Source organism: Aquirufa ecclesiirivi (assembly GCF_011250515.1).
Classification (GTDB): domain Bacteria; phylum Bacteroidota; class Bacteroidia; order Cytophagales; family Spirosomataceae; genus Aquirufa; species Aquirufa ecclesiirivi.
Genome location: NZ_JAANOP010000004.1, coordinates 225,795 through 247,808, shown reverse-complemented (window position 1 = coordinate 247,808; position 22,014 = coordinate 225,795). Strand labels below are relative to the sequence as shown.

Sequence of the window (22,014 nt, the reverse complement as noted above, 5' to 3'; positions counted from 1 at the left end):
ATTTTTTTTCTCCTCAAAGATCCAATGTGATAAAGTAAAAAAGACAGGATGTTTTATCGAGTAGTATTGATTAAATTCAAGGACTAAACCTGATTTATGAAACATACACTATTACTCTTATTAAGCCTCTTAACTGCGTTTAGTGGCTTGTCCAAAGCCCCCAAATCCAAGAAACCGAATGTCATCTTAATCCTCATGGATGATTTAGGTTATGGTGATTTGAGTTGTTATGGTGCCCTGCAATACGTAACACCCAACATTGACCGAATGGCCAACCAAGGTATTCGTTTCACTAATTTCTTATCTGCACAAGCTGTTTGTAGTGCTTCTAGAGCGGGAATTTTAACGGGATGCTATCCTAATCGGGTTGGTGTTTCGGGAGCCTTCTTTCCCAATTCTCCTGTGGGATTAAATCCAGAGGAAGAAACAATTGCAGAAATCCTAAAAGATCAAGGTTATGCCACGGGGATTTTCGGAAAATGGCATTTGGGAGATAAAAAAGAGTTTTTGCCCAAGCAGCAAGGATTTGACGAATATGTGGGTATTCCCTATTCCAATGATATGTGGCCTGTGGATTTGGAAGGAAATCCGATCACTAAACCCGGCGCTTATAAGCAAGATTTACCCATATTATCCATATTTGATGGAAATGAGCCAAGTATTTATTTGAGAAATTTAAAAGACCAAGAACAAATCACTCAAGTATTGACCCAGCGTTCGGTACAATTCATTGAAAAAAATAAAAATAAACCCTTTTTTGTCTACTTAGCGCATTCCATGCCTCATGTTCCGATAGCGGCTTCTCCCACTTTTCAGGGCAAAAGCAATCAAGGACTTTTCGGAGATGTGATGATGGAAGTGGATTGGTCCATCGGTGAAATCATCAAAACATTAAAGAAAAATCACTTGGAAGAAAATACATTAGTCATTTTTACTAGCGACAATGGCCCTTGGTTAAATTACGGCAATCATGCGGGTTCAACGAATGGGCTAAAAGAAGGAAAAGGCACTACTTTTGAAGGTGGACAAAGAGTACCCTTCATCGCCTATTGGAAGGGGAAAATTCAGTCAGGTCAAATTTCCAATAAATTAGCGGCGGCCATAGATGTATTACCGACTATTGCCCAAGTTACTCAAGCTAAACTACCCAAAAAGAAGATTGATGGCGTGAGTATTTGGCCCATTTTACAGGGCGACAAGCAAGCTGAGCCAAGAAAAGAATTTTTGTATTATTACCGTAAAAACAACTTAGAAGCGGTTAGAAAAGGCCATTGGAAATTAGTTTTACCTCATCCAGGCAGGACTTATGAGGGTTTCTTACCTGCCAATGATGGCTTAGCTGGTCAAGTGAATGAAAATGCTCCAGTACCTCAGGGGCTTTATGATTTAAGAAGAGACCCTGGTGAGCGCTATGATGTACAAGCTAAATATCCGGAAAAAGTAAAAGAACTATTACAAGTAGCAGATCAAGCTCGGGAAGAACTAGGAGATGATTTAACACAAAAAAAAGGAAAGAGAAATAGGGATATTGGTCGAATCAAAAAACCGAATGTGGTTTATATTTATGCCGATGATTTAGGATATGGGGAATTGGGGGCTTATGGACAAAAAATCATTAAAACTCCATATTTGGATGCTTTAGCCAAACAAGGAATAAAATTTACGCAACATTATACGTCAGCCCCCGTGTGTGCCCCTGCGCGTTGCATGTTATTAACAGGAAAGCATGCAGGTCATTCCCAAATTCGTGGAAATCATGAGTTAGGAGGTTTTACAGATGAAACAGAAAGAGGACAAATGCCTTTGGAAGCCAATACATTTACGCTTGGTACCTTGATGAAAAACGCTGGTTATCAAACGGCAGCCATTGGTAAATGGGGATTAGGTATGGCGAATGGAACGGGGAATCCCAATGCACATGGGTTTGACTATTTTTATGGATTGTTAGACCAAAAACAAGCACATAACTACTATACTACCCATTTATGGGAGAATGGAAAATGGGATACCTTGAATAATCAATATATGAATGTACATCAATATCAAGGAAAAGGAGCACCATTCGACATCGACTTTAAGCAGTTTCAAGGCAAAGAATATGTGGTGGATAACATGATGGAAAAAGCATTAAACTTTGTTGAGAAGAATAAAAATAATCCATTCTTCCTTTACTTACCACTTTCTCTTCCCCACCTTTCATTACAAGCACCCGCTGAGGCCATCAAGCCTTATTTAGGAGCTTTCCCTGATAGTGCCTATTTAGGTAAAAAAGGGTATACTCCTACGGCTCATCCAAGGGCCACGTATGCAGGTATGATTAGCTATTTAGATACCCAGGTTGGTCGACTCGTGGGAGCTCTAAAAAAACATAAAATCGACAGTCAAACCATCATATTCTTTTCATCCGACAATGGAGCCACCTTTGATGTAGGAGGGGTAGATACCGAATTTTTCCAAAGTACGGCTGGATTAAGAGGCCGAAAACAAGATCTTTATGAAGGAGGCATTCGAGAACCTCTGATTGTTTCTTGGCCAGGCGTAATACCAGGAGGTCAGATTAATCACTTACCTTCAGTGCAATATGACATGATGGCTACTTTAGCAGAATTAACGGGACAACGCGTTGCAGATACCGATGGAATCTCATTTTTACCTAGCATTTTGAAAAAAGGAGAGCAGCAACAGCGGTCTTTCATTTATTTTGAGTTTCCAGAAAAAACAGGTCAAGTTGCCATCCGTATTCAACAATGGAAAGGAGTAAAATCCAACTTAAAGAAAAATAAACTCGCTCCTTGGGAGATTTATGATTTGGACAAGGATCCATTTGAAAAGAATAATATAGCTGACCAGCATCCAGAATTAATCCCACAACTAGACGCCATCCTCCAACACGAACATCGTGTGGCAAAAATACCTGATTGGGAAATTATCAATTAGTTACGAAATAAATGTCAGTTCTCATTCGTTGGTTTTTTGTTTGAAAAATCAGGACCTGTTAAAAATCAACGTCGTCAAGGTTTGGAACCTTGCCGACGTTTAGGAAAAAACCAACAATGCTACGTTTATTTCAAACCTACAGGGCAATAATTGATTTTAAGGGCATCCATACCAGGTAAAATTCCTTTAACTCGACGAAGGAAATCATCATAATCTTTGGGCTGTTTGGGTGACCAAGAAATTTCAGATAAAGCTAATGCCCTTGGGAAAGTCATATATTCAGCATAAGCAGGCGTACTGATGTATTCTGTCCAAACATTCGCTTGAATACCGACAATATGCTTAGCTTCTTCCGCTGTCAATTCGGGAAGATCGGGTTCAAATGAGTACGATTTAGATAAAGTTAAATTTCCTCCAATAGCTAAAGGCTGAGTTTTGGGATCAGCTTGATAATAGTCTAAATAAAAAAAACTATTAGGCGACATGACTACATCATGGTTTTGCTTGGCTGCTTCTATACCCCCTTTAGTTCCTCTCCAAGACATTACCATAGCATTGGGGGATAATCCTCCTTCTAAAATTTCATCCCATCCTAGTAATTTTTTACCCTTTGAAGTGACAAATTTATCGATCCGACGAATGAAATAACTTTGTAATTCATGTTCGTCTTTCAAGCCTAATTTCTTGATAAGATCCTGACAAAAGCGACTTTCCTTCCATTGTTTCTTTGGACATTCATCTCCTCCAATATGAATGTATTGACCGGGAAATAAGGCCATTACTTCGGTCAAAACGTTTTCCATAAAGGTAAACGTTTCTTCCCTTGGACATAATACATCTTCTGAAATACCCCATCTAGTAGCTACTTGATAAATTTTATCAGGATTACAACCTAATTCTGGATAAGCAGCCAAAACAGCTTGAGAATGACCCGGCATCTCTATTTCAGGAATGATGGTGATGAATTTTTTGGAGGCGTAGGCAATTACCTCTTTGATTTCCTCTTGCGTATAAAAGCCTCCATAGGGTTTATTATCATATTTTTGATCTCGATAATGACCTACCATGGTTTCCTTGCGGACAGAGCTAACACTTGTCAACAAAGGATATTTCTTTATTTCAATTCGCCAACCTTGGTCTTCTGTTAGATGCCAATGAAAGGTATTCAACTTATAAACAGCCATCAAATCCAAAAATCGTTTGATAAAGTTCACTGGAAAATAATAACGGCCTACATCTAGCATCATTCCACGGTAAGAAAAACGAGGAGCGTCTTCAATTTGACAAGTCAATGCGGTCAATTCTTGATTGGAAGTGACATTCGAATATATTTGCGCTGGCATTAATTGAAATAATGTTTGCAAGGCATAAAATGCACCTTTTCCAGATTTAGCTTGAATTTCAATCTTCTTGGTTGAAATATTCAAGCGATAAGCCTCATCCCCTAAGCTAGAATTTTGAACAAAAACAATGCCTTTTGAGCTTGATGATCCTGATTTTATGGGAAGATTCAATCCAGAAGATACACTAATTTGATCTTTCAACATGGTGGCCACGGCATTGAAACTTTCATCTTGAGTATTCAAGGTAATGGCTGTACTTTTTTGAAAAACAAATTTCCCTGGTACAGGAATTAATTTAGCCGGCTTAGGAACTAAATGATAAGCTTCTTGAGCTTGTAAACTAAAACAAAGCAAATAGGCACAAAGGCCCCATAGGAATGATTTCATATTGAATAGGTTAATTGGAGGAAAGCAAAGATAACTTTTCATTTGAAAATGGAAAGTCTTTAATTCATTTTTAGAAATTTCCGCGAAATTAAATCGATTATTAACTGATCAAAAAATCAGGAAATTGATAAGATGTTAGCCGAATAAAATAAAATTAATTGGCCATTCGTTCTAACGCTGTCAAGGTTTAGAACCTTGCCAGCGTTGGAAAATTTGCCCTTTTATTCGTTCTAGTAAATCGTATATTTGCCATGACGATATACCTACTATGAAAAAAATATTCAATGGCCTTTCATTTTCCGTTTGGATCATCATCGCTGTTATCATTACCTTAATTTACCCTAGTCCATTTCTTGGTGCCGGGGGAATCCAATTCAAAATTTTCATCATTCCCCTTTTGCAACTCATCATGTTTGGGATGGGTTCCACCATGGGTTTACAAGATTTTCAAGAAATACTAAAATCTCCCAAAGCCGTATTTCTGGGTGTCTTTTTTCAATTTAGCATCATGCCGCTGGTAGGTTGGGGATTAACCAAAGTATTTGACTTCCCTACGGAAATTGCCGCTGGTATTATTTTAGTTGGCTGTATGCCATGTGGATTAGCTTCCAACGTAATGTCATATTTAGCCAAAGCGAATGTTGCTCTTTCTTTAACTCTGACCTCCATAGCAACTTTTCTTGCTCCCATCCTAACTCCTTTCCTCATGAAAACCCTCGCGGGTCAATTAATCGAAATACATTTCTGGGACATGGTATGGGAAATATCAAAGCTCATCCTAATACCTATTATATTGGGTGTCATATATAATCAACTAATTGGTCAAAAATGGCCTTGGTTTCAAAAGCAATTACCGCTTATTTCCATGCTCAGTATTGCTTTTATCATCATTATTATCACAGCAAATGGCCGAAATTCCTTACTTTCCGTAGGTCCACTCTTGGTGTTAGCATGTTTCCTTCATAATACCATCGGTTTCATTTTAGGCTATTGGGGTGGTCGTGTAACCGGTTTACCCGAAAAAGACTGTCGAACTATCGCCATAGAAGTGGGCTTACAAAATGCTGGACTCGCTTCTGGTTTAGCCATGGCTATGGGGAAAGTAGCCACATTAGGATTACCTGCAGCCATTTTTGGTCCCTTGATGAATATCAATGGATCAACTTTAGCCAACTATTGGAAAAATAAATCATTATGAAATACTGTTTCATTTTACTACTCAACTTGACATTTCTCCCACTTTGGAGTCAATCTAGTCCTGATCCCAATTTCCATATTTATATCCTGATGGGTCAATCCAACATGGCTGGTCGTGGCGAAATGGTAGAGCCCTATTCATCTCAACAAGATGAACGAGTTTGGATGTTCCATACTCAAAATCAATTTGTTCAGGCGAAACATCCTATGCATTTCGACAAACCTAGCCTAGTGGGTGTTGGTCCTGGACTTAGTTTTGGTATGGAAATGGCCAAGCAATCTCCTTCGGTAAAAATTGGATTAGTTCCTTGTGCTGTGGGAGGCTCCTCCATCAATTCTTGGGTTATCAATGGCTACGATGAAGCTACGAAAACCCACCCTTTAGACGATGCTATTCAACGAATTTTGGCAGCTCAAAAACTCGGAGTCATCAAAGGAATACTGTGGCACCAGGGAGAAAGTGATTCAGAAGCCAATAAACGGGTAGGCTATATTGACAAATTAAATGCCTTAATCGCTCAAATTCGAAGCATCACCAAACAAACGAATTTACCTTTTGTGGTCGGAGAATTAGGCCATTTCAATCAAAACTACCTGGATTTCAACCAATTACTAAGCTCTTTTCGAGCGCCAAGTCTGCACATTGCGGTTGTATCTGCTAAAGATTTAACGGCAAAAAGTGACCACATCCATTTTGACAGTCGATCCGCGACTGAATTAGGCAAAAGATATGCTTTAGCCTTGCAACAATTACCCTAAAAATTTCACTCGATACATTTATTCATGCAAACACTTATTCAAGACCAAGATATCCCTTGGACCGACATCGAACCCGGGATTCAAAGAAAAATCATGGCGCATAACGATCTCATGATGTTGGTCAAAGTTAGCTTTAAAAAAGATGCCATTGGTAGTCTACACCACCATCCTCATACCCAAGCCTCCTTCGTTTCCAAGGGTAAATTTGAAGTCAACATTGCTGGTCTAAAAAAAATACTTCAAGCAGGAGACGTCTACTTTGTCCCAAGTCAAGAAATCCACGGTGTTATCTGCTTGGAAGAGGGGGAGCTCATCGATGTTTTTAATCCTTCTAGAGAGGATTTTTTATAAAATCTATCAAATTACTTACCTTTAACCTTCTATTTTTTAGCATTAAACTAAATGAAACAAAAAACATTTTTCTCCAGGCTCTTAGGGTTTGGCTGCCTATTTATCCAAGTTGGATTATTCGCTCAAAAAGAGCCCGTATCTTTTCAAGACTTAAGCTTTTGGAAAGCAAATGGCAAAAATAATTGGCAAATCGCCGGACAAGTCTCTGCCGATCTAAATAAAAAAGAACACATGGCTATTCAGCCTGGACAAGGAGTTTTGGTCAATCTACCAGAACCTCAAAATAGGGCTAATTTGATTTCTGTCAAAGAATATGGTGACATGGATGTGGAATTTGACTTCATGATGGCTAGTCACTCCAACTCAGGCTTTTATTTGCAAGGTCGCTATGAAGTACAATTGATGGACAGCTGGGGCGTTCAAAACCCAAGCACAGGGGATTGTGGCGGTATCTACAAAAGAAGGAAATTCATCCCCCAAGAATATTTATATGAAGGCCATGCCCCAAGGGTCAATGCCTGTCTGGCACCTGGCTTATGGCAACATATGGAAATCTCTTTCCAGGCGCCTAAATTTGACGCTCAAGGAAACAAAATCAGCTCAGCCAAGGTACTTTTCATCAAATTAAATGGTTTTATTTTACATGAAAATGTGGAATTAAGTGGCCCTACAGGCGGTCCAATTTCTGAAAAAGAAGTAGCCCGAGGTCCAATCATGATCCAAGGAGATCATGGTGCTGTAGCCTTTAAAAACCTGAAAATCAAAGACTTTGATGGCCAAGCAGCTAGCTTAAGTCCCGTTAACTACCAAGTTTTTTATGGTAAATTCAAATCTCCCAAAGATTTTATTAACAAAAAACCTAATGCTAGCGGCTCTCAAGCTCAATTAGCCTGGAATGCCAGCAAAAACAATGATGAATTTGCAGCTATTTACACGACCAACTTAAACGTTCCAAAGGCTGGAAAGCATAACATTGAGCTAATCAGTGCAGGTAATTATGCCTTGCATGTGAACGGTCAAATGATAGCATCCGATACCCTTTACTCCAACAGAAGAAAGAAAAATGTAGAAGTGGATTTACCTGCTGGAAATTCAGCTGTAAAAATTACTTATTATAAAGCTGATGCTGACATGAGTCCAATGTTAGGTTTTGGTATCGAAGGTCCCAATTTTAGAATGGTCAATTTCCAACACCCTTTTTCCACACTTATTTTAGGCAATGGACCATCTGATATCATCTTAATGGATGCAGCGAAACCTACGCTTCTGCGTTCTTTTGTAGACATCCAAAAAAATGATTCCCGCAAACGCTTAGTTCATTCGGTGAATGTCGGCAATCCAGCTCACTTACATTATACCTACGATTTAGACAATGGGGCAATTGCTCAGATCTGGAAGGGCGACTTTTTGGATACTACACCTATGTGGGACAACCGAGGTGATGGTTCATCCAGACCAAGAGGTCCAGTATTAAGTCTAGGCTCTAGTCCTTTGATAGTAAAAACTACAGATTTGGAAAAAGCCATTGAAAGCATGCCAGAAACGGCTGGTTTTAAAATTGGAGGATATGAGGTGAATGAACAAGAATTGCCCACGTTTGAATATGAAATTTGGGGATCTCAAGTTCGAGATGAAATTCGCGTCATGGAAAACAAATACCTTCAGCGAACTTTAAGCATCAAAAAACCAAGTTCCGATGCTTCCCTGAAAGTCGTTTCAGCTAAGTCGATCCAAGCCATGGGTAATGATTTATATGCCATTGATGGGCAAAGTTATTACATACAAGCCCCACAGGCGAGTATTCGTACCACGGCCACAGGACAGATTTTGGTCCTACCTCTTGCTGAAAAAATCACTTACTCCATTCTTTGGTAAAAATCCAGAATATACATCATGAACATACAACGATTCACCCATAGCTTAAAAGCCTGCTTCATCATTGGCTTACTATGCTGTCAAACGGTTTTAGCTCAAAAAGCTCCTACTGAAAATGATTATTATAAAATAGTTCGTATGGCAATTCCTGAAGGAATTACCTTAGAAGTTGGCGGTTTAGTTAGCCTTCCGAACGGAGATGTTGCCGTTTCTACTCGTCGCGGCGATGTGTACATCATTGAAAACTATTTATCTTCCAAACCCACTTACCGCAAATTTGCCAGTGGATTGCATGAAATATTGGGTTTAGCCTATAAAGATGGTTATCTGTATTGTGCCCAACGAGGTGAATTAACCAAATTGGTGGATCAAAATGGAGATGGTAAAGTAGATAAATACCAAACCGTTTACTCTTGGCCTATCTCAGGTCACTACCATGAATATTCCTTTGGACCAAAAATCGGACCCGATGGTTCATTTTATGTTACAGGAAACGTAGGATTTGGTAATAGCGACTGGTGGGCAGGGAAATCCTTAGTTCCTTGGAGAGGTTGGACCATGAAAATTTCAGCTGATGGAAAAATGGAACCTTTTGCTGCGGGTATGCGCTCTCCATGTGGTATTGGTATGGTTGATGGTGAATTTTTCTATGGTGATAACCAAGGTGATTGGCAGGGTTCAGGCTTCATTTCTCATGTGGAAAAAGGAGATTTTTTAGGTCATCCCGCTTCCCTAAAATGGGCGGACCGTCCTGAATCTCCTGTAAAAATGAGAAAAGAAATGGTCTTTGCTCAAGTAGATCCGAAAGACAATCCTTTCGTGAAGCCAGAATATGTGAAGAATGAAGCCATGACTACCATTTACGAATTAGGTAAAAAGACCTATCCTAACATGGGCATAAAATCCCCTGCTGTGTGGTTACCTCATGGTATCATGGGAGTTTCTACTTCAGAAATTATCACGGATGAAACCAAAGGAGAGTTTGGTCCCTTTGCCGGTCAAGTGTTTGTAGGAGACCAAGGGATGTCCAAAATAGACCGAGTATTTTTAGAAAAAATCAATGGAAAATACCAAGGAGCAAGTTTTGAGTTTCGCTCCGGCTTCCGTTCTGGTGTTTTACGTATGGCTTGGGGCAAAGACCAACAAATGCTAGTTGGTGGAACCAATCGTGGATGGGGTTCTGTGGGCTCGGAGGATTTTGGACTTGAGCGCTTAGTCTATACAGGTAAAATACCTTTTGAGATGAAAGCTATCCGTGCAATGGTGGATGGTTTTGAAATAGAATTTACTCAACCTGCTAACAAAAAATTGGCAGAAGATGTAAACAAGTATGAAGTCTTTAATTATACCTATAAGTATCACCCAGTTTATGGAAGCCCGATGGTCAATCGTCAAGATAATGCTGTAAGAGGAGCTAAATTGAGTGATGATGGATTACGCGTTCGATTGGTTATTGATGGAATGCGTGAAGGCTATGTCCATGCTATTAAACCGGATGGTGTATTGTCTGCACAAGAAAATATCCCCTTATTGCATAGCAGTGGATACTATACCTTAAACCAAATTCCTACTGGGGAAAAAGCAAACATTCCGTTAGTAACACCTAAGCGCAAAGCATCCAAAGACGTGATTGATGCGGGTGAGAAAGCAAATACTCCCGATAACCAGACCAAGGAAGCAGGACCAAAGAAAACGGCTGCCAAGCAGTTGGTCACGGATAAAGAGGCTATGGCGCTTTTGACTAAAAATACTTGTTTGGCATGTCACAAAGTCAATGAAAGAGCAGTAGGACCTGCCTATACGGAAATTGCCAAAAGGAAATACAGCGTCGCTCAATTGATTTCTTTAATCAAGGAGCCTAAGCCTCAAAACTGGCCTGACTTTGCCACTCCGATGGCACCGATGAGCCATGTTCCTCAAAAAGATTTGGAGAAAATAGCCACTTGGATTCACGCATTAGGAAATAAATAACATGATAAAAAGAGGCATTTAGGTGCCTCTTTTTTTATGCGATGGCCCACAAGCCTATTAGGCCTATGAGGTAGGTTAAAAGAACACAAAAAGAATCTATCCCCATTTGAAAAACTTGCCGCTTAGCATGCAGCACCATACCTACCATGTAAATACAGGTTAGTATAATACCCAACCCTGTTAAATACATATCAGAATTACTCAATGTAGGAATAACAGCCTCGCCACTAATGATCGAAGCCACTAAAAACAAAACCGGCAAAAAAGCATTTCCTCCAAAAATATCACTCACGGCCATATTATAATCCCTCATTTTAGCCGAGGCTATTCCCGTTGATATTTCAGGCAAAGCAGTTGCCAAGGCCAAAATGGTTCCACCAAAAAGCACTCCACTGATATGCCAGCGTTTGGATAAAATTTCACCCGAATATTCCAAAGCCCATCCTGCCCCCAAGGTTAAAACAGCCCCCACCGCCAAAACAAGCATGGCGGATTGTATGCCTCCAAGAAAAGGTGATTTTGGATGACGCAATTTGGATAGGCGAATTTGGCGCTGTTCCAAAACTGTTTCTTCGGATTTGGCTAATCGGGATATGGAATAAACGGATCCTAGCCATATAATCAGGATGAGCCATTCTATCGGGGTTGTTCTAAAAAACACTAATTGGGCTGGAAACTGTTTGGCCATCATGACTAACGTTAAAATCATAATTAAGGCTACGCCTTCTAATATGAGGATCCGTGAATGCCCCTTTAAGGTCAATGGGGCTGATCGTCCTACCCCAAAAACATCTATTAAAACCAAAACAACCGTTTGGATAGCCACACCGCCCAACAAATTGCTGACAGCGATGTCATAATCATGGTGGTATGCTGCCACCGTGGTAATGGCTATTTCTGGTAAATTGGTAACAATGGCTAAAAACACCATGCCCCCAAATGCCTCTCCTAATTTAAAATGAGTGGTAATAGCATCTACTGCTCGGGTAATTTTAACCCCTGCAATCCATATAATCACCGTACAACTCAAAAATATGAATAATAAGCTAATGGAAGATAAAACATGAAAGTCCATGAAATCCTAGATAAATTTTAGCTAAAGTATTCATTGTTTTGTTAAAAATCATTTAGTTTTGAAGAATACACAAACCTATCTAGGTGATACCTGAAATTATCACTTGAAAATTGGAACTATGAAATGTAACCTTCGCCTTGGGCTGATTGTACTACTACAATTATGTCTATTATTCTTCAGCTCATGGGGTATTACTCCCCAGTTAAAAGAAAAATCAAAAGCTAAAAAACCTTTGATCGTATTTGTAGCTGGTGACCATGAATACAGTGGAGAAAGTACGCTTCCTCTCTTAGCTGAGATACTCGAAAAAAATTACGGATTCCGAACAAAAGTTTTGAAATCATTTCCTGATCAAAATGCAGAGAAAAATATTCCCGGATTGGAGGCCTTAGCCGAAGCTGATTTAGCCGTATTTTTCCTTCGCTGGAGATTATTACCTGCTGATCAAGTTGCCATGATCGACGCCTATGTCAAATCTGGTAAACCAGTTATGGGCTTCCGCACTTCCACACACTCGTTCAATTATCCCAAAGGCGACCCTTTAGAATCGTATAATGCTTGGGCTGAATCCACTTTTGGAGCGCCTCCGGGTTGGGGAGGAAAATCCAAGCACACCCACTATGGCCACAATGCCAGCACGGATGCCTCGGTGATTCCTTCTGCTAGCAAACATCCCATTTTAACAGGTGTGGCACCGAGCTTCCATGTTCGCTCATGGTTATACCGTGTTTTGCCAGATTATCCAAGCAAAGGAACCGAGTGGCTAATGATGGGTAAAGCTGTCAACCCAGATAAAACGGCTGAAGATCAGCCGATAGCTTGGACCTGGGTAAATCCTTACAAAGGCCGAGTTTTCTTTACTACCATGGGACATCCTGAAGATTTTTCCGTGGAGCCTTTCCAGCGTTTGATTGTAAATGCCATCCATTGGGAATTAGGTAAAAAAGTACCTAAAAACTGGGTGGGTAAATTAGACATTAACGTTCCTTACCGAGGAATGAAATAAGTACGTATTGACATAAATCACTCATAAAATATGAAATATCCTGTTGCGATGAACATGTTGGTTTACGGACCCGACATGAATGAATCACTAATCCCTCATTTATCCTACATCAAAGAAATCGGTTATACGGGTGTTGAAATCCCTATTTTCGAAACGGATTTGGCCTATTGGAAACCTTGGAAAGAAGAAATAGACCGGTTAGGTTTAGAGGTATTTACGGTGACTTTTTTAGGTGCTGATCGCAATACCATTTCACCGGACCCAGCTGTGCGTAAAAATGGAGTAGAATTTCTTAAAAAAGCGGTAGATGTCACAGCTTATTTAGGGGCAACTTGGTTATCTGGGCCTTACCATTCTGCTTTAGGTGTTTTTTCAGGAGCGGCACCAACCCAACAGGAATTAGACTGGTCCAAAGAGAGTATGTTGGATCTAGCTGAGCACGCTCAAAAAATGAATGTGATGCTAGGCTTGGAATATTTAAACCGATTTGAAAACTATGTGGTAAGCTCAGCAGATCAGCTGTACAGCTTAGTAAAAGCCATCAATCACCCGAATGTCAAAATCATGTTTGACACTTTCCATGCTCATATTGAAGAATTCAATACGGGTGAAGCCATGATCCGCATCGCGGATGAAATAGGTCATTTTCAATTATCAGAAAACACCCGCGCTACCTTAGGGGAAGGTCAAGTACATTGGGCCAATGTTTTTGAAAGTTTAGATAAAATGAATTACAAAGGTTGGTTAGTCGTAGAGGCCTTTACTCCATTACTTCCAGCTGCTTGTATCTGGCGCAAAAATTATAATACAGAGGAAGAATTGATTTTGAAGAGTTACCACCACATTCAAAAATTCATCGGATAATGAACAGCTACTCGAAATCAATTCAGCAGGGAGGCATCATGACAGCATTACTTTATGCCGTATTTCTCTATTTAAACAAAGATGTCCCCAGCCAAGAACTATTGATTTCAAGCGGCTATTTTCTGGTTTTATATGCCTTCATTTTCACCATGGGAAGGCCCGCAATAGTAGAAAAGCTACAAGATTATTACCAACTAAAAAAAGAGAGGGCCCTTTGGATTCCTCTCTTTTTATTTTCGTTGCTCATGAGTCATTACTTATTTCATGGCATCAATCCATTCATAGGTAGCTCAGGGCTATACTTCTTCTTGTACCTCTTCCCGACCTTAGCATTTTTAGCATTTCCCAAACATGAAGTTTCTTGGTCAGATTTGATTATCCTTCTATTGGTATTAATTCCTTCCACTATCATTCATTTTCCCGGAAATAGTAATATCCCATACGATACAGATGGATTTAGTTCTGTCCAAAAAATCATACTGATACTAGGAGCTGCCTATGCCTTTACCGTGGTAAGAAAATTACCTGATGTTGGCTTTTATCCTACGTGGAAATGGTCATACATGAGCGTAGCTCTAGGTTCATGGTTGTCTTTCTTGGGATTTGTCTACATTGCGGGAATTGCTTGGAACTTTAACATTTCCCAGCCTTTCTCAGGATTTGCTTGGATTGTGATTCCAGCTGCTATTCGTGAATTAATACGCGTTTACATAGGTACGGCCTTATTTGAGGAGTTATTTTTCAGAGGTTTGATTCAAAATATATTGGCTAAAAAAATAGCCCTTATGGCCAATTGGAAAGTCCTATGGACCTGGGGAGCCCTGATTTTTACCATACTGAGTTTCTTTACAGGTTATGCCATGTACAAAGACTTATTTTGGTTTCCGGGATTAATCTCTATGGCTCTTTTTGCGGGAGCCTATTTCTTAGAAAAGAATCATGTAACTAAAACAGGCACCTATACTTCCCTGGCCATCACGAGCATGTTTTTTGGCCTAGTTCACTTTCATGCAGGTTCCGTCATATTTGTGGGTCTTGCCAGCGTAGCAGGGTGGGCTTATGGATATACCTATATCAAGACTAAAAATGTCTTTTATGCCGCTTTGGTGCATTGTTTAGTCAACTGTTCCGAATTTCTATTTTCATTACATACCATCAAATAAACCAAAAAAAATCAGGGCAAACATCTTTCGACATCTGCCCTGACCGGTTTCATAGGTTAGAGGTTTATTATAAAATCTTTTCGGTATCTGTGACAAATACTCGAGTACTAATGGTATACTTTCCGCCAGAGGCATCTTTGTATTGTAAATCCAAATAAAAAGCCTGAAATCCTTTTTTAGGATATTCTTTGGTCAATTTCAATTGAGGCAAATTCTCCAATTTCACACGGGAACTAAGCCATAAATTATTTCTAAAATCTTTGTCCATAGAAGTGGTTTCCCACAAAGTCGCTCCCACTAAATCTTGCGTGGCTACCTGTACCTTTAGCTCAGCACCATCTTTAGTCGTTGCAGCATTCCAAGTACAAACAGGATATTCCCTTCCTTGAATGGTATTGGCAAAAAATCCGCTCAATGCCTCAAAGGCTTGCTTCCCGCCTGCTAAATCATGACCCGCATTGGGCACATAATGTATCATGTTTTTACCGGGAATCTGATCGTAATAATGTTTGATGGCATCCACTGTCCAATACTCGTCATTCGTTCCAATGAATAAGGTCTTTGGCACCTTCAATTTGGCACGATAAGAAAAAGGATCTACTAAGGCGGTTAATGTTTTCCCGTCTGGGGTATCTTTCCCTTGTGGGATTCCCAGACTCACATAATCTTGAATTTGTATGCTGTACTCTCCGTACGTTTTGAACTGATAATCTAAAGTAGCTGGCATGTTCAACATATCAATTACCATGGGACCGATAGCTTTCACTCTAGGATCATCAATAGCAGCACTTAGCCAAGTAGTCCAACCTCTTTTAGAAAAGCCTGAAATCACAAATCCAGACACTTTTGATTTAATACGCTTTTGACTAAACTCCTGTACAGCATCCATCCCGCGAACCGCTGATTTCACCATAGGAAAGAGCAGAGGCCAAGTATAATCTTTGGTTTCTTTGAATTGATGTAAGGTATAAGAAATCAACTCGTCTTCTGTTTTATCCCCATATAAGGGTTGATTAGGAACTTGTCGAATCAAAGAAACGATCGCTTTATTTTTATCTGAAATATTGGCTAAAATAGGCCAAAGTCGTTCATCAGCTACTAAATTAGGTTGCTCGTTCTTGTTTGAGCCACCTGAAATAAACAACATGGCATCTTGGTATTTGATTTCCTTTGGAACGAAAATAGTCAATTGATGACGCCAAGTGTATTGCCTCCATTTTTGTGAAGTCAAAATCAATTGATAGGCAGTTGTTGATCCAATTTTTGAAGAATCTCTTACCTCCCATTGATAGCTTGCATCTCCATTATGGATATAGGAAGTCAATGCAGTCTCCGGCGTAACTTTCGTTTTTTGGGCAAAAACACTACTACTAATAAGTGCAATGAGCAGTATGTTTTTAAGCAAAAAGGAGAACATTAATTTCATGGCGTTTATATTGGTTAAACACACCACAAAATAATAGCATAAAACGACTGAATAAGTTAATTAAACTTTCCAAAAAGTAAACTATTCTAGCAAAAACAGACAATACTAGGCATATTTTCTGCCAATATTGACCAAATATCCAAAAATAGCCGCAGTAAAGAACATCAAAAGACTGTAAATAACAGGAGGTATACTCATGGTACTATTTCCGATCACCGTCAAGGCAATGAAGATGGCCAATGTCCCATTATGTATGCCAATTTCCATCCCAATCGCAATGGCTTGTTTTTTTCCTAGTTGAAAAAATAAGGGTACAAAATAACCAATGGCCATACTAGCAACATTCAATGTCAAGGTCGCTAATCCTACTGCTTTGAAATCATCTACGATATGATTTCTTTCTTTGATTATGGTTAAAACTATGACCAAGGTTAAAAAGACGGCTGAGGCAATTTTCACTGGTTTATCCAGTGTGGCTGCTAATTTGGAAAATTTTGATCGAACCACCATACCGATAGAAACGGGTAATAAAACAATCATGACTACCTCCATTACTTTGGAAAACTGTAATGGAACATATTGATCCGACTGCATGAACTGTTTCATGGCAAAATTTACAATAATAGTAATGGAAAATACCGATATCAAACTATTCAAAGCCGTTAATGTAACATTGAGTGCCACATCTCCTTTAGATATATGTGAATATAAATTGGCGGTTGGTCCACCAGGTGAAGCCGATAATAACATCAACCCTACCGCTAATTCGGGAGAAAGTCCAAATCCCAAGGCAATAAAGTAACAGATAACTGGTAGCAAAATCATTTGACAAAACAGCCCTAGCACCACAGCCTTTGGGAAAGTAACCACCCGCTTAAAATCTTCTAATTGCAATGAAAGACCTAGTCCCATCATAATGATGGCCAGCGCCAATGGAAGTAATACGGCTGATAAAAAATTAGCTTGCATGTGTGATAGGTTTAGAATAATTGTACTAATATAATAAAATTTTGCATTGGGTTAATATCCTCTAAAAGAAAGACTCCGAGTACATTTTAAAAATTTTACACTCCCTTTATCTGGCTTAGATATAAATCAGTAATATTGCGCAATGAAAAACCTATTCTAACACATGAAAAAATACACATCCATCTTATCCGTTTTTTGCTTATTATTCCTTCAAATTACGGCTTTAGCCCAAATTGTACGTGGACCTTACTTACAAAGTGTGAGCCCAAATCAAGGAATCATTCGTTGGCGTACCGAACAAGCCACGGATAGTCGGGTTATCTACGGTGAAAATCCAAAGAAATTAACGAAAGTCATTGAACTGAAGCAGGCCGTAGTAGATCATGAAGTCCTCATTCAAGGATTAAAACCCAACAAAAAATATTATTATACCATTGGTAACAGTAAAACCATGGAAGCCGCTTCAGAAAAAAGATTTATTCTGACTGCCCCTAAATTGGGATCGACGCAAGCCGTTCGCATTTGGGCATTAGGCGATTTTGGATCTGGTTCTAAAAACCAATTAGAGGTAAAAAATGCGGTAGTGAATTATACCAAAAACCACCGAGCAGAGGCTTGGATTTGGTTAGGAGATAATGCTTACAGCAAGGGATTAGATGAGGAATACCAAAAGAAGGTTTTTCCTATTTATCAAGATGAGTTTTTTCAAAATTTAAACTTATACCCTGCTCCCGGAAACCATGATTATGCAGGTAAGCATGATCCTTCAGAGCCTCCCTATTTTAAGATTTTCAATATGCCAGTACAAGGAGAATTGGGTGGTGTACCTTCTGGGAATGAGTCCTACTATTCTGTCAATTATGGTCAGGTACACTTAGTATCCATTGATTCAGAGCTCATGGAGCCTTCTGGTTTACAAGTAATGGATGGTAAAGGAGCTCAATATGAATGGTTAGAAAAGGATTTGGCAGCCAATAAATTACCTTGGACTATCGTCTATTTCCATAAACCGCCTTATTCCAAAGGTTCGCACGATTCGGATACGGAAAAAGATATGGTTAAAATGAGAGAGCATGTAAATCCTTTATTTGAAAAATATAAGGTGGACATCGTGATGGCAGGCCATAGCCATGTGTACGAACGTACGCATCCTTTGAGAGGACATTATGGAATCAATGCTACTTTTGAAGCCTCAAAACATATTGTTGCAACAAGCTCAGCACCAAACCAGTATGAAGTCGGAAAAGATGGCCAAGGGGTTATTTATATAGTCAATGGATCAGGTGGCCAACTTGGTGGACAAAAAGAAGGTTTTCCTTTAAAATCAGCCATTTACTCCAATAATAAAATAGGTGGATCCATGATTTTGGATATCACCAAGACCAAATTAGAAGCTGTTTGGCTTGGATCTGATGGAGAGATTCATGATCAATTTACGATTACAAAAAAATAAGTCAGTCTGGGGATAAATCGCAGGAATGAAATACACTGGATTTATCCCTATTTTCTTAAAATTTGGGATAAAATACGCATAGAAAAGTATAAATTATTCCTCTATTTTTTCTATTATTAGAGATATTAAAGTTTCCTTCGACAAGGAATAAAATCTCTAAACTAATGAAAAACAAAAATCAATTCGACTCAAGAAGGCATTTTCTTCTAAAGGCAGCCACAGCCGCTTTAGCAGCACCCATATTACTGGGACAACCCCTTAAAGCTGCCTCCCCAAGCGGTCGCTTACAACATGCCTGCATTGGTGTAGGTGGAATGGGCTGGGGAGACCTTAATCAGTTCAAAAAACATGCAAATGTGGACATTGTCGCCATTTGCGATGTAGATGAAAAGAATCTAAAGAGGGCATCCGAGTTATTACCCCATGCGCGAACATATACGGATTGGCGCGAGATGTTCAAACAAGAAAGTGATAAAATAGATTCGGTCAATGTGTCTGTTCCTGATCACAATCATTTTGTCATCGCTATTGAAGCCATTCGAAGACGCAAGCATGTGTATTGCCAAAAACCCATGTGCCACGATGTGGCGGAGGTAAGGATTTTGACCTTAGAAGCCACTAAGGCTGGAGTAATCACCCAATTAGGAACCCAAGTTGCATCTACGTCTGGAGATCGCACGGGTGTTGAAATATTAAAATCTGGGATTATTGGTAAAGTCAAACATGCCTATTTATGTTCAAATAGACCAGGAGCAGTGGCAAAATATCGACATGTGGGACCTCGACCTACAGAAGGTATAGAAAACCCTCCTAGCCACTTACATTGGGATAACTGGATTGGTACAGCACCTATGCGGCCGTATGTACCCAATATTTACCACCAAGCTATTTGGAGAACTTGGCAAGACTTTGGTACAGGCTGGTCCGGAGATATAGGATGCCACATCTTTGATGCTGTATGGAAAGGTTTAGGCATGAAAAATCCAATTTCTGTAGTGGCAGAAGTACAAAAATCATGGCAAGAATCTCCTGAAAGAAGGGCAGATACCTGGCCGCAAGGAAATCATATTACTTGGACATTCCCAGGAAATGAAAAAACGGAGTCCGACAAGTTAACCGTCGAATGGTTTGATGGAGAATTTTACCCACCGAAAGAAATTAGAGCACTTTTTTCTGAAACGGATTATCCAGCAGAATCTGCGATGATCATGGGAACAGAAGGGGCCTTATTAATACCTCACCAAAAAATGCCCGTTTTATTGCCAGAAGCTAAATTCAAATCGTACCAACAGCCAGTAAAACCAGATAGAAACCATTACCATCATTTTGTAGATGCCTGTTTGGGAGGAGAAAAAACGGAATCCCACTTTGCACAATCCGGTCCAATGACCGAGGCGGTATTATTAGGAACAGTAGCCATTCGTGTACCTGATCAATTACTCGTTTGGGATGCGAAAAAAATGAAGTTCCCTAATTATCCCGAAGCCAATAAATACATTCAAAGAAAATACAGAAAAGGCTGGTAATAGGTCTTTACAGCGTAATCTCTTCATCGCTTAGCCCCAGCTAAGCGATTTTTTTATACCTAATTCATAAAAAAAGGAGGGCAAATTTGCCCTCCTTTTCTAGATCACTCAAATCAATTTAACTAGTTAGGATAACCTGGATTTTGAGGTTTCAAATTCGGATTATTCAACATTTCTTGCTTTCCTAAAGGAAGCAGTAAGTGCTTTTCTTGCAATGGACGGTTGGAGCTAAGATTTACGTGACCAACGAAATTATCAAATTTACCCGTTGTTTCATTGTAAACCTTACGTAAACGAACCATGTCAAACCAAGTAATTTGCTCATAACATAATTCATGCCAACGCTCTACCCAAACTGCCTCTCTAAAACTGGCAGCGCTATAGCTTCCTAAACCTGGAGTTTCCAACGTAGCACGATCACGAATTCGTTTGAACGCATCGTAAGCCGCTTGAGAAGGACCACCTACTTCATTTTGAGCCTCAGCAAAGTTCAACAATACTTCCGCATAACGAATTTGAGGAACATTCAAATTATCTAAACGTGTACCAGCTACACCAGCAGAACCATTGGCCTTCTGATTAAAGTGTTTGAATACATATGGTGCTCCTAAATCAAATGGCGCACCATTTCCATTCGTGAAATAGCTAGTATAAAAATAGCCTTCTTGGTTCTTCGCTCTTAAATCTCCCTTTTCATATGAATTATAAAAAGCGATGGTTGGAACCGAACTACCTGTTCCTCCAGGACCAGAATAAGTTACTGGTTTAAAGTTAGGAAAGAAATTTCCCATAAAATTACCTGCAACCAGCGTATTACACTGAATCATGAACAAGTGCTCAACACGATTCTTCAAGCCTTCTGTATGCACATCTTTGTAGGTTGGGAACAAATTAATGACGGATGGATTAGCATTCGCGTAAGTAATAACCTCCAAAGATTTATCAGCTGATAATTTATAATAAGCAGCTCCTTTATTTAATGGAAAACCAGCCATCGTTAAATAAACTTTACCCAACTGTGCTTTTACAGCAGCCAAACAAACACGACCACTGGCATCCATCCAAGGCAAACCTGCCTTTTCAGCTTCTAATAAATCATCTACGATTAGTTTATAAACGCTTTCGGTAGAAGCTCTCGCTGGCAAGAAATCTTCAGAACCAGCCGTTTGAGGCTTGGTAATTAAAGGTACGTCACCCCATAATCTCACCGCTTGAAAATAAGCCCATGATCTTAAAAAACGTGCCTCTCCCAAAATTTTCTTCTTTTGGTTTTCATCCATTGGAGTGATTGGTGGCACTTTTTCTAGTACTTGGTTCGCCTGAGCAATAACCTTGTATAAACCATTCCAATAATTCACTACGTGAATGGTATTAGGATCATGTACCAAACCGTACAAGTTGTTTAGGTCAGAATTTTGAGCTGTTTCTGTCGTAGAAGTACCCGTTAATGCTTCCAACAACTGCCAGTTAGATGAAAATATACCTGCACCACCACCCATGAATCGAGTATCCGCATAAACTGAAGCTAATGCGGCTTCTGCGTGATCAGGAATTTGATAAAAAGCATCTGGAGTTAGATTGGATGGTGCTTTTTCAACCAAGAAATCAGAACAACCAAACTGCCCCAATAAAAGCACCCCACCTAGGGCCACTTTCTTTATTTTGGAATTTATTTTGAATTTCATATTACGTTTCATTTTTAAATTTTCCTT

16 protein-coding genes are annotated in these 22,014 nt (G+C 39.5%); 11 read left to right on the top strand and 5 right to left on the bottom strand.

Annotated features, from left to right (window positions below; genetic code table 11):
* Positions 1 to 96: 96 nt before the first annotated feature.
* Positions 97 to 2,937 (top strand): sulfatase-like hydrolase/transferase, encoded by a 2,841-nt coding sequence (locus tag G9H65_RS13505; protein WP_166374761.1) that lies wholly within the window; start codon positions 97 to 99, stop codon positions 2,935 to 2,937.
* 125 nt (positions 2,938 to 3,062) lie between these two features.
* Here the strand turns inward: G9H65_RS13505 and G9H65_RS07740 are convergent, their stop codons facing one another.
* Positions 3,063 to 4,667 carry a beta-N-acetylhexosaminidase gene (locus tag G9H65_RS07740; protein WP_166374760.1) on the bottom strand — a complete coding sequence of 535 codons (1,605 nt, stop codon included), beginning with the start codon at positions 4,665 to 4,667 and terminating at the stop codon, positions 3,063 to 3,065.
* A gap of 268 nt (positions 4,668 to 4,935) precedes the next feature.
* Between G9H65_RS07740 and G9H65_RS07735 the strand changes: the two genes are divergently transcribed.
* The 5 genes from G9H65_RS07735 to G9H65_RS07715 are packed head-to-tail and all read left to right on the top strand — an operon-like array spanning position 4,936 to position 10,820.
* Positions 4,936 to 5,865 carry a bile acid:sodium symporter family protein gene (locus G9H65_RS07735; protein WP_166374759.1) on the top strand — a complete coding sequence of 310 codons (930 nt, stop codon included), beginning with the start codon at positions 4,936 to 4,938 and terminating at the stop codon, positions 5,863 to 5,865.
* A complete protein-coding gene (locus G9H65_RS07730) occupies positions 5,862 to 6,623 on the top strand; it encodes a sialate O-acetylesterase (RefSeq protein ID WP_166374758.1) in 762 nt (253 codons plus the stop codon). The genes G9H65_RS07735 and G9H65_RS07730 overlap by 4 nt, the downstream gene beginning before the upstream one ends.
* A 24-nt stretch (positions 6,624 to 6,647) precedes the next feature.
* A complete protein-coding gene (locus G9H65_RS07725) occupies positions 6,648 to 6,974 on the top strand; it encodes a cupin domain-containing protein (protein ID WP_166374757.1) in 327 nt (108 codons plus the stop codon).
* 51 nt (positions 6,975 to 7,025) lie between these two features.
* A complete protein-coding gene (locus G9H65_RS07720) occupies positions 7,026 to 8,849 on the top strand; it encodes a family 16 glycoside hydrolase (RefSeq protein WP_166374756.1) in 1,824 nt (607 codons plus the stop codon).
* 18 nt (positions 8,850 to 8,867) lie between these two features.
* A complete protein-coding gene (locus tag G9H65_RS07715; RefSeq protein WP_205753276.1) occupies positions 8,868 to 10,820 on the top strand; it encodes a c-type cytochrome in 1,953 nt (650 codons plus the stop codon).
* Between the two features lie 34 nt (positions 10,821 to 10,854).
* On the opposite strand, the gene G9H65_RS07710 is transcribed toward G9H65_RS07715, so the two are convergent.
* Positions 10,855 to 11,895 carry a sodium:calcium antiporter gene (locus tag G9H65_RS07710; RefSeq protein WP_166374755.1) on the bottom strand — a complete coding sequence of 347 codons (1,041 nt, stop codon included), beginning with the start codon at positions 11,893 to 11,895 and terminating at the stop codon, positions 10,855 to 10,857.
* Positions 11,896 to 12,013: 118 nt separating this feature from the next.
* Here G9H65_RS07710 and G9H65_RS07705 point away from each other — a divergent pair, with 118 nt between their 5' ends.
* The 3 genes from G9H65_RS07705 to G9H65_RS07695 are packed head-to-tail and all read left to right on the top strand — an operon-like array spanning position 12,014 to position 14,928.
* Positions 12,014 to 12,901, top strand: a complete 888-nt coding sequence (locus G9H65_RS07705; protein ID WP_205753275.1) for a ThuA domain-containing protein — start codon at positions 12,014 to 12,016, stop codon at positions 12,899 to 12,901.
* 30 nt (positions 12,902 to 12,931) lie between these two features.
* The gene (locus G9H65_RS07700) at positions 12,932 to 13,765 is read left to right on the top strand and encodes a sugar phosphate isomerase/epimerase family protein (protein ID WP_235927477.1); all 834 of its coding nucleotides are present in this window, start codon (positions 12,932 to 12,934) and stop codon (positions 13,763 to 13,765) included.
* Positions 13,765 to 14,928, top strand: coding sequence for a CPBP family intramembrane glutamic endopeptidase (locus G9H65_RS07695; protein WP_166374754.1), 1,164 nt, complete (start codon positions 13,765 to 13,767; stop codon positions 14,926 to 14,928). Before G9H65_RS07700 ends, G9H65_RS07695 begins: the two co-directional genes overlap by 1 nt.
* Positions 14,929 to 14,995: 67 nt before the next feature.
* On the opposite strand, the gene G9H65_RS07690 is transcribed toward G9H65_RS07695, so the two are convergent.
* Positions 14,996 to 16,354, bottom strand: a complete 1,359-nt coding sequence (locus G9H65_RS07690) for a PhoPQ-activated pathogenicity-related family protein (RefSeq protein WP_317164412.1) — start codon at positions 16,352 to 16,354, stop codon at positions 14,996 to 14,998.
* Positions 16,355 to 16,459: 105 nt separating this feature from the next.
* Complete coding sequence (locus G9H65_RS07685) at positions 16,460 to 17,323, bottom strand: bile acid:sodium symporter family protein (protein ID WP_166374753.1); 864 nt, start codon at positions 17,321 to 17,323, stop codon at positions 16,460 to 16,462.
* A 163-nt stretch (positions 17,324 to 17,486) separates the two neighbouring features.
* On the opposite strand from G9H65_RS07685, the gene G9H65_RS07680 reads away from it, so the two are divergent.
* Both G9H65_RS07680 and G9H65_RS07675 read left to right on the top strand, forming a co-directional pair.
* Positions 17,487 to 18,776: a purple acid phosphatase family protein gene (locus tag G9H65_RS07680; protein WP_166374752.1), complete on the top strand. Its 1,290-nt coding sequence runs from the start codon at positions 17,487 to 17,489 to the stop codon at positions 18,774 to 18,776.
* A gap of 164 nt (positions 18,777 to 18,940) precedes the next feature.
* Positions 18,941 to 20,302, top strand: a complete 1,362-nt coding sequence (locus G9H65_RS07675) for a Gfo/Idh/MocA family protein (protein ID WP_166374751.1) — start codon at positions 18,941 to 18,943, stop codon at positions 20,300 to 20,302.
* Between the two features lie 122 nt (positions 20,303 to 20,424).
* On the opposite strand, the gene G9H65_RS07670 is transcribed toward G9H65_RS07675, so the two are convergent.
* On the bottom strand, positions 20,425 to 21,987 hold the full coding sequence (locus G9H65_RS07670) for a RagB/SusD family nutrient uptake outer membrane protein (RefSeq protein ID WP_166374750.1): 1,563 nt from the start codon (positions 21,985 to 21,987) through the stop codon (positions 20,425 to 20,427).
* Positions 21,988 to 22,014 lie beyond the last annotated feature (27 nt).